At 61.4% G+C, this 7,856-nt stretch carries 6 protein-coding genes and 2 pseudogenes; 1 reads left to right on the top strand and 7 read right to left on the bottom strand.

Going from position 1 to position 7,856, the window contains the following annotated elements; genetic code table 11:
- The 4 genes and pseudogenes from AC2ETI_RS32325 to AC2ETI_RS32310 all read right to left on the bottom strand — a co-directional run.
- Positions 1–270: 5-methylcytosine restriction system specificity protein McrC (locus AC2ETI_RS32325; RefSeq protein ID WP_483635024.1), on the bottom strand; the 270-nt coding region annotated here is incomplete at its 3' end.
- A 76-nt stretch (positions 271–346) separates the two neighbouring features.
- A pseudogene (locus tag AC2ETI_RS32320) lies at positions 347–538 on the bottom strand (hypothetical protein); the annotation flags it as partial.
- A gap of 217 nt (positions 539–755) precedes the next feature.
- The gene (locus tag AC2ETI_RS32315; protein ID WP_234552706.1) at positions 756–2,525 is read right to left on the bottom strand and encodes an McrB family protein; all 1,770 of its coding nucleotides are present in this window, start codon (positions 2,523–2,525) and stop codon (positions 756–758) included.
- A 251-nt stretch (positions 2,526–2,776) separates the two neighbouring features.
- Positions 2,777–3,445, bottom strand: a complete 669-nt coding sequence (locus AC2ETI_RS32310) for a hypothetical protein (RefSeq protein WP_483635023.1) — start codon at positions 3,443–3,445, stop codon at positions 2,777–2,779.
- Between the two features lie 43 nt (positions 3,446–3,488).
- Here AC2ETI_RS32310 and AC2ETI_RS32305 point away from each other — a divergent pair, with 43 nt between their 5' ends.
- Entirely contained in the window at positions 3,489–3,638 is a 150-nt protein-coding gene (locus AC2ETI_RS32305; RefSeq protein WP_234552708.1) for a hypothetical protein, read from the top strand.
- A 143-nt stretch (positions 3,639–3,781) separates the two neighbouring features.
- Here the strand turns inward: AC2ETI_RS32305 and AC2ETI_RS32300 are convergent.
- The 3 genes and pseudogenes from AC2ETI_RS32300 to AC2ETI_RS32290 all read right to left on the bottom strand — a co-directional run.
- A pseudogene (locus AC2ETI_RS32300) lies at positions 3,782–4,423 on the bottom strand (SOS response-associated peptidase); the annotation flags it as partial.
- 1,290 nt (positions 4,424–5,713) lie between these two features.
- Positions 5,714–6,586 (bottom strand): hypothetical protein, encoded by an 873-nt coding sequence (locus AC2ETI_RS32295; RefSeq protein ID WP_483635022.1) that lies wholly within the window; start codon positions 6,584–6,586, stop codon positions 5,714–5,716.
- A 508-nt stretch (positions 6,587–7,094) separates the two neighbouring features.
- The gene (locus AC2ETI_RS32290; protein ID WP_483635021.1) at positions 7,095–7,736 is read right to left on the bottom strand and encodes a LysE family translocator; all 642 of its coding nucleotides are present in this window, start codon (positions 7,734–7,736) and stop codon (positions 7,095–7,097) included.
- Positions 7,737–7,856: the final 120 nt, after the last annotated feature.

The following is a 7,856-nucleotide window of genomic DNA, read 5'->3' as shown; positions in this document are numbered from 1 at the left end:
CCCGATGCGGTGCTCGATGGACCGATGCTCGGTGATCAACTCCGACAACTGCAATGCCCAGTGGTAGCGCTCGTTCACTCTCGTTCGCGCCGGGGACGGTTCGGCACCAAGGTTGGGCGGTGTGACGTCTGCGAGGGCGCGGCGGAGCCTGGCCAACCTCGTCTGCAGACGGGGCGGGACTACCGCGGAATCGAGCAGAATCAAGGTGGCGGCGAGCAGCAGCTGGTTTTCGGCGATGTCTTCGTCGTATTCGTCGTAGCGGATCTCCACAGGCAAGGCGAGCGAAGAAGCGTCGGGTGATCTGATCGCCCGCGCGTAGCCGCCCGCGCAAGACCGGGCCCGAGTCTTCGACTTCGCGGTAGCCGGAGAGCAACCCGCGGGCAGTCGCGCGCTCGGCTGCCACGACGAACGCTTCGGCCAACGCCGCAACCAGGTCGGTATCCGTGTCGGCGAGTGCGGTGTGCTGCGACCACCACGCAGGGTCACGGACGTATCCCATCATCCACATCACGCGGCTGATCGGTGTTTTCGGTTCCACCCTCACCGTGAGAGCACCGATGGTCACGGCGCCGATTTTCCTGGTGGCGGTCAGTGTGAACACTCCGGGAGTGGTCGTGGGTGTGACCGTGACCAGTCCTGTGGCCGCGAACGCGGCAGCTCCCTCCGGCGTCAACGCCACCTGCGGGCGGCACACCAGGCAGCCGGCGCAGCCGTAACCGCATGGTGGCCGCTCGAAGAGGGTCACCGTAACTGGGTCATTCACCGGTGGTCAGGCTCTTCTCCAGAGCAGCAAGGCCGTATCGGGCTTCGAGATCCACGGTGCGATCACCGAAGTGGAATTCCTCGAGCAGCGGGATAATCGCGCTGTCCCATACCTGCGCCAATCCCCCATCACTGTGGACCGCCGGGCGCATGAAATACGAGGGTCCGATCTGGAAGTCCGGATCGTCGATGGCAGCGTTCAACGCAAGATGCAGGTCCGCGACACGCTGCGGGTACTTGCGGGCGGTGAGCCAACGTCTCAGGACCGATTTCGTGGGCTCCTGCGCTGGGTGCAGCGGAATGAATCCGAAGCGGCGGCGCATGGCGGTGTCCACGAGAGCGATCGAGCGGTCCGCGGTGTTCATCGTGCCGATGATGACCACATTGCGTGGCAGAGTGAACGGCTCGGCATCGCCCGAGGAGTACATCAGATCGATTGCCTCGTCGCGGTATTCGAGCAGGAAGTACAACTCACCGAAAATCTTGGCGAGGTTTCCGCGATTGATCTCGTCGACGACCAGCACGAACAACTGATCCGGATGCTTGCGGGCGCGGTCGGTCAAGCGGCGCATCGGGCCCGGTTTGAGTTCGAAGCCGACCTGCCCATCGCTGCGCGGGGTGGGCCGGAAGCCTTCGAAGAAATCCTCGTAGCTGTAGGCAGGGTGGAATTGCACGATGGTGACGTTGTCCGGGCCGGCGAGATGCCGAGCCAACGTCTTCGCGATGTACGTCTTCCCGGTACCGGGCGGGCCGTAGAAGATCAGTTGCGGGCGATCACGCAGCAGATCGGTGCACCTGGCCAGCCAACCGAGGTCCACATGCAACGAGTCCGCCAGCTCTTGGTCCGGATCCACGATGGAGAATTCCGGTGTCGGAACGAGCAATTCGTCGTCGGAACCTTCGACCTCATCGACATCGTCATCGGTCGCGTCAACCTTCTTGGGCGGTTTGACCGGCTTCCACATCGACTTCCACGGCTCCTGGTAGAAATCGACGGGGCCGTTCTGCTCGGCTTCGAAAGCACGGATGATCTCGTCAAGGTCGACGTCGACATCGTCAGAAACCGAGCGCTGGAGATACGACGCAAAGGTGTCCCGGATCAGACGCCGGTGTCCCGCGTTGACTATCGGGCGGAAGAACTTCGGGAACGCCAGGTACCGCACGGCAGCACGCTGGACAGGCTCGTTCGGCGCCGGCACAGCCGCCAACGCATCGCGGAACGCCAACGGGTCCGTCGCGAGAGCCTCCCGTTCCTCCGCGCTCAACGAGTGCACATGCAGGCCGAAGTAGATCAGGAGCCACAACTGCGACCATCGCCGAACACCAAACGCCGTTCCACCGTTGAAAGCCCCCACACCAGTCACTGATACGACATCGGTGGGAAAGTCGACAGGATGCTCCATCATCTCCAACACCTGCCGCACATGCCGATACTTGGTGTTCCACAGGTAATTAGACAGCGGGAGCACATTCGTCAGCAGCAACTCGGCGAACAGTTGGATCGCGCCATCGCTGGCGCCGGCGAACTGCACAGTGAGCTTTTCAAAGAAATTCTTGTCCTGACTTTGATCAGGGCGGTCAATGTAGATCTCTTTGAGTTCAACGAAGTTCGCCCGCGACCACACCGGCTCGCCCGGAGTGAACACCGAATCGCCCCGCAAGTACCCGTCGACGATCAGTCGACGGCCCACCGCTTCGAGTTCATCCATCCCTTCGCGACCTTTAGTCGGATAGGTCCCACCGGTCGTGATGTTCTCGCTCATGCTCGCTATCTATACCCGACCGCTCTCCCTGATTGAGTCACCGCATGCGAGAAACCGATCACAACCAGCGATTCGAGACCATTCTCTGACGAAGCATCCCTCAGCGCGAAGCTATGCGTGCACCGATGCGCGCACGCGTGCGCGCACGAATGCTCTCCTGCAACAGTCAACCGCAGTGTTCTCACTCCCCGATTCACCTTGCCCGAGCTCGACGTCACGGGTGGCGACCTCTCGGCGATCCCTGCCAGTGCCTACGACTGCGGCCTGATCACGACGTCGGCGTAGTGCGGGTTGTCGTGAATGTATTTGTTTCGCGCACTTCGCCAACGCCCGGCGACGGCCTCGAGCTCTTCGTGAGTTCGGGTGACAGCGAGGTAGTCGAGAGCCTCGTCGAGCCACGGCACGAAATTTCGTGCTGCCCGCCGACTGTTGGCTGAGTCAGGGTCGAGGATCTCGTCGAACTTCAACCGGGTCCGATCGTTGGACATCCGTTCCCGCAAGCCCTGCTGATCCACTTCATCCGGAGTCCGTACCCGATCCGTGGTGCCGCGCCAGGGGACACGGAGAATGGGCGTCTCGGTGCGGTCGTGGATGGCGGCGATGGTTGCTTCGACGGCGGCGGTGTCGACTCCGTCGGGCAGACCGGCCAGCAGCACAGCGGCTTGTTCCTCCAACGGGGCGAAACCCCGGTCCCCGTGGAGGTACCAGTACGTCATCGCAGCGGCGTGGTCCCACCGGAAGGCAAGTTCGCGTTCCATACGGGGAAGTCGCATCCCTGCAGTGAGGAAATGATCCCGCGTCGGCTTGGCGTCCAACCGGACAGCATTCAAGGTGTCCGAGCCCGCTTTTCCAGATTCGGTGACATCTCGCACGATGACCAGTTGTCTCCGCAGTTCAGCGACAGTGACAGCAACGTCCACCCGAAGGGCCTAGCGACTCGGCTTCGAGCGAAGCATCCAGATCATGGCAAACACCCTATCGACCACGGCAACTCACACGTGCGACTTACTGCGGCAGGGCACCACTGAGGCATCGGGAATCGGTGCCGCAGCGGCGACATCACCGGCCGGCCGTCCCCGTCGGTTCGGTGCGCCCGGTCAGCTGACGAGTTGACGCACGCGCTGATGCGAGATCCCGAGCAGTTCACCGATGTCCCGCAACGAGACAACCTCTTCATCACAGCAGCGCCCGACAGGGCTGAACTGCAGAAACGACACGTCCCCCGTGTCGGGAGCGAGGAGCCGGCGCTGCGTCGGTCAAACCGGGTTGAGTAGGTCCGCCGTATTGTTTCGCGGACTGTTCACCGCCGTCGAGACTTCGTACGGTTCGAGATGCGGCTCCGGAACGGAATTGATCATCGCCTGGACTTCGCCTTTGTCGGTGAGGTTCGGGTCGAGCCAGTGTTCCCAGAACGATTCGGGCAGGATCAGCGGGGATCTGTCGTGTATGTGTCCCGTGGCATCCGTAGCTGGCCGGGTGAGAATGGTGCAGGTCCATACCCATTTGTTCGGATCATCTTCGGGTAGTTCAGGATCGGGCCACAACTCGTAGAGTCCAGCCATCGCGATCACGTCGTTCTCTCCATGCAAGAAGTAGGGAGTCTTCCCTGCCTCGGTCTTCATCCATTCGTAGTAGCCGTTCGCGGGGATGATGGCCCGTCGTTTGGTGGCACTACTTCTGAATGACGGCTTCTCCGTGACGGTTTCACTGCGGGCGTTGATGAGTTTGGATGCCATCTTCCGATCCTTGGCCCAGGCAGGGAGCAAGCCCCAGCTGGCGGTCAGGAGCTGGCGCTGGGGCTCGGAGTCGGGTTCCTCGTGCGGGGTTCGTTCGAGGATCACCCGGACCGGTTGTGTGGGAGCGACGTTGTAGGACGGGGGCAGTTCGTCGCCGACAGTCTATTCCGCGATCTTTCGTTCACCGCCAACCGCTGAGACTCGGCCACAACTGTTTCGTCGAAGAGTGTGGTCGCGGAAACATCAAAAACCATCCGGCTCAACATACGAACGGAGCCCCACCGACATCGAGGACTGAGGGGCGGGCGAGGGGAACATCGTCGTTTCGAACCGAGTGAACTATGAGCGAACTGTTCGCAGTGATGCTGGTCTGTCGAAATCGGCTCCGTGGCGAGACGAATTCTGTCGGCGCGCTACGGGACCATTTTGAATGTGCATGTCGCTCCAAGGGTTTGGGTGGGAGGTGTCGGCGATACGCCGGGCCGGCGGGTATGTCGATCGGCACCGGCTACTGAATACCGACACCCGCCGATCAGGCCGCCCACCACCCTCCGTTACACGTACGGCCTCTGATCCCCTGCGAGGCCCACGGCCTCCATTCGCACACGATGTCGTGTCCTTCGCGCTCGGGGCCGGCTGACCGGTGTTTTCGGTTAACCCTCATAGTGAGGGAATCAGTGTTCACAGCAGCCAATTTCGTCGGTAGCGGTCAGCGCAAGGACGGTCGGCGTCGAGCAGAGATCGGCGCTTCAACCGAATGCCCGTCCCGACGGGGGAGACGCCTATCGGCGCGATCGTGTTCGACGACGAACGCGACATTGGCATACGAACACACACCAGCTGGCACTTCGTCGACGGGTGGTGGTGCCGATCTTCTGGCTTACTGCAAGCCGATGAGGCCCTCGGTTTCGTTTGCGCGACAGATGAATTGATGATGGCGGTCAGCGCCGAACCGTGCCTGAAGTGCATGGCGGCGATTATGCTCGGTGTGAGCTGTTGTGGTTTGCTCTAGATCCCCCGAATCATGTTGGGGTAGATCTCATGCAGTCTCGGGCACCCCCACGGAAGTTACATTTTTTGCCCAACCGAGTGCAGTTCTTGGCGGCTTTCATCGAGACAACGCTTGAGGTTGGCCCGTGAGGCTCGGGCCGACTCCTTTCGCCTGGGGATCGACGTGCGAATGGCCTCGACAAGTGCCGCCGCAGCCATATCGGCCCTAGGCGTGGTGCAGCGATAATCGTCAGGCCTTCGGGCGCTACCGCGAATTGGCCCCACCTAGCGATCTTTGTTTCCAACACTTGAACTCCCGTCCGATCAACCACGAATGGCCATGCTTGCCACGCCTACCCCCCAACGCCCCGAGCATTGTGCGTGATGACATGTGACGCGCCTTTCTGTCGAATACCTTTGGGGTGAACCGTCAGTCGAAAGAAATTAAGGCGGGTGCGATCTCTACCCGGCGGCTCCCATCTGTGCCACAGCTGCGGGCTCGGCTGTCTGCGCAGCGGAAGCTGCCGGCGGTCGTACCTTGCGCGCGGCGACGGTGTAGACGTCGCTGGAAGTGGTCAGAGAGTTCTTTCCGCTGGCCGAGGGGGTTCCTGCTCGCAGGTTCACCGCCCAGTTGAGCGCACCGAAGACCCCGCACCCGCTAGCGGCGGGAGCTGCGAAGAGATTGTCGGTGTGCTGAACGGCAGGGAACACTGCTCCGGGATATTCGCCGATGGGCTCCGAGGGCGGGTTACCGGTAGTCGTGAGGTGCAGGTTGATCGGGTTCGCCGTGGAGCCGAGATAGCAGTTGTTACCCAACAACGAGTTCGACAGTTTCAGTCGTACCGGCATCGTCAACTCTTGATCGAGCACCTTGATGTTCGGTAGCCCAACAGCTTCGACTGTTGCGGTGATCTGGGTCAGATTCAGTGGAGTGTCGATTCCGATTGCCCCGCCCGGCACGGAGATCGGGTTCGAGTACACCCCGTTTCGGCCGTCTGGCTTGGGGACGAAGGTTTCGACGAAGCTGCCGTCGGGTTGGGTGGCGTACTTGACTCCGCCGGCGATCTTCAGTCCGCCGTCGGGGACGGGCACGGTCAGTCCCCCTATTTTCATCGAACCGCCGCGCACCACAACAGTCGCGCAGGTCGCGACATCGAGGTCTTCGACGGGGCATGACGACCACCCGTCGAACGTCAAAGGAGTAGCGGCGGGCGTACCGGACGAACCGAGCGAGGAATTCTCCTCAGCAGTAGCGGCGCCTCCTCCTATCAATGCAAGGGCTGCAGCGATCACCATCGTGGGGACAACTCGGGTTCCCAAGGCATTCTTGGACATTGGGCTCCTCAGGCATGGAATCGACGCACCGAAACATCACTCGTTCTTGGTGTGTCGCGAGTCACATCTATGTGCTCGGAGCGAAGGCTACCGACCAGTAGTACTCGAAGTCACACAAACCGGAGAAAGTTCAACCCTTTCGGGGACGCGCTCGTACTTTCGGTGGTGTTTCATCCGCATTATGTGAGGACTTTCTACCCTAAGCGGCTGCCGCGTCAGTGGACAATCCAATCAAGGCGCCGTGCCGGACTGCCCGCACGTCGACCGTTCGTGGATGAACCTGGCTGGAAGAGGCTGGTACGGCGTTTGTTTCGTCGAGTGGCGCTGACAACGACCTGTGGCCGCTCGCTTCCATTTGGAAGCATGCGAGTTTCGGCATCCGATACGTGTTGCGTCCGTTGACCTAGGCCGGAGCGGGATGTCCTGGACGCACAAGGAGGGAATCTTTACCGGGCTGAGTGCAAGGTCCAGCCCCGCGCGATGGTGTCGCCTTGCGGTGTAGACATCGTCAGCGTGTAGCCGGGGTGAGCGAAGATGCAGCCAACGAGCCACTCAATCCGACGAAAACAACACCCGACGAGCGCTCAACACGACGAACGGTCGACGACGACAACCCTCGCTGCTGTATCCATCGGCCGACGCTCGCCCACCCGAGAGCGGCGCAAGCCTCGACGACGATGTAGAGGCTTCCGAGGAGCGTGAGTTGGTATGCAACCGGACCGGCTGATTTCATCGTGAACTGCGGCAAGAACGCGGTGAACAGAAGCAGTGCCTTCGGATTGGCTGCTGCTGTGGTGAACTCCTGAATCACCAACCTAGAGCTGCCACTCACCGATGACACAGGGCGGGTCTCGATCCATGTCCATCGACTGGGTCGGGTCTGCCAGATCACCCAGATACCGAGTGCCAGAAGGTAGCACTTGAGTAACTCGAACAGGTGTTGTGATTGCGCGAGCACGGTACCCAAGCCGGCCACGACCAAAGTGAGCATGATCGCGAAGGCCACGAAGCGGCCTACCAATGCTGTTGCCGCCGCGCGGACACCGGATCGGAGGCCGTTACGGAGCGCGAGAAGGTTGTTCGCCCCGGGCGATGCCGCGACCACGAGCGCCGCAGGAATAAAAGCTAGAAGCTGGCCGGTGGACAACATGGCTCAGGACGCACTTTCGTGATCTTCGAGCCCGACCGCTAGTTGTTGCGGGTATGGACGTTGCTGACGCAGGACTGAAGTAGACGGGCTGGTCCTCGGCGTGAGAATGGGAGTTGCGAC

It is taken from the genome of Rhodococcus sp. MurmanLake-1 (genome assembly GCF_056945715.1).
This window is presented reverse-complemented; position numbering and strand designations above follow the sequence as displayed.

Coding starts and splice junctions, on each gene's coding strand:
- AC2ETI_RS32315 (WP_234552706.1), bottom strand. CDS start 2,525: ATGAGCGAGAACATCACGACCGGTGGGACCTATCCGACTAAAGGTCGC.
- AC2ETI_RS32290 (WP_483635021.1), bottom strand. CDS start 7,736: ATGTTGTCCACCGGCCAGCTTCTAGCTTTTATTCCTGCGGCGCTCGTG.
- AC2ETI_RS32295 (WP_483635022.1), bottom strand. CDS start 6,586: ATGTCCAAGAATGCCTTGGGAACCCGAGTTGTCCCCACGATGGTGATC.
- AC2ETI_RS32305 (WP_234552708.1), top strand. CDS start 3,489: ATGGCAAACACCCTATCGACCACGGCAACTCACACGTGCGACTTACTG.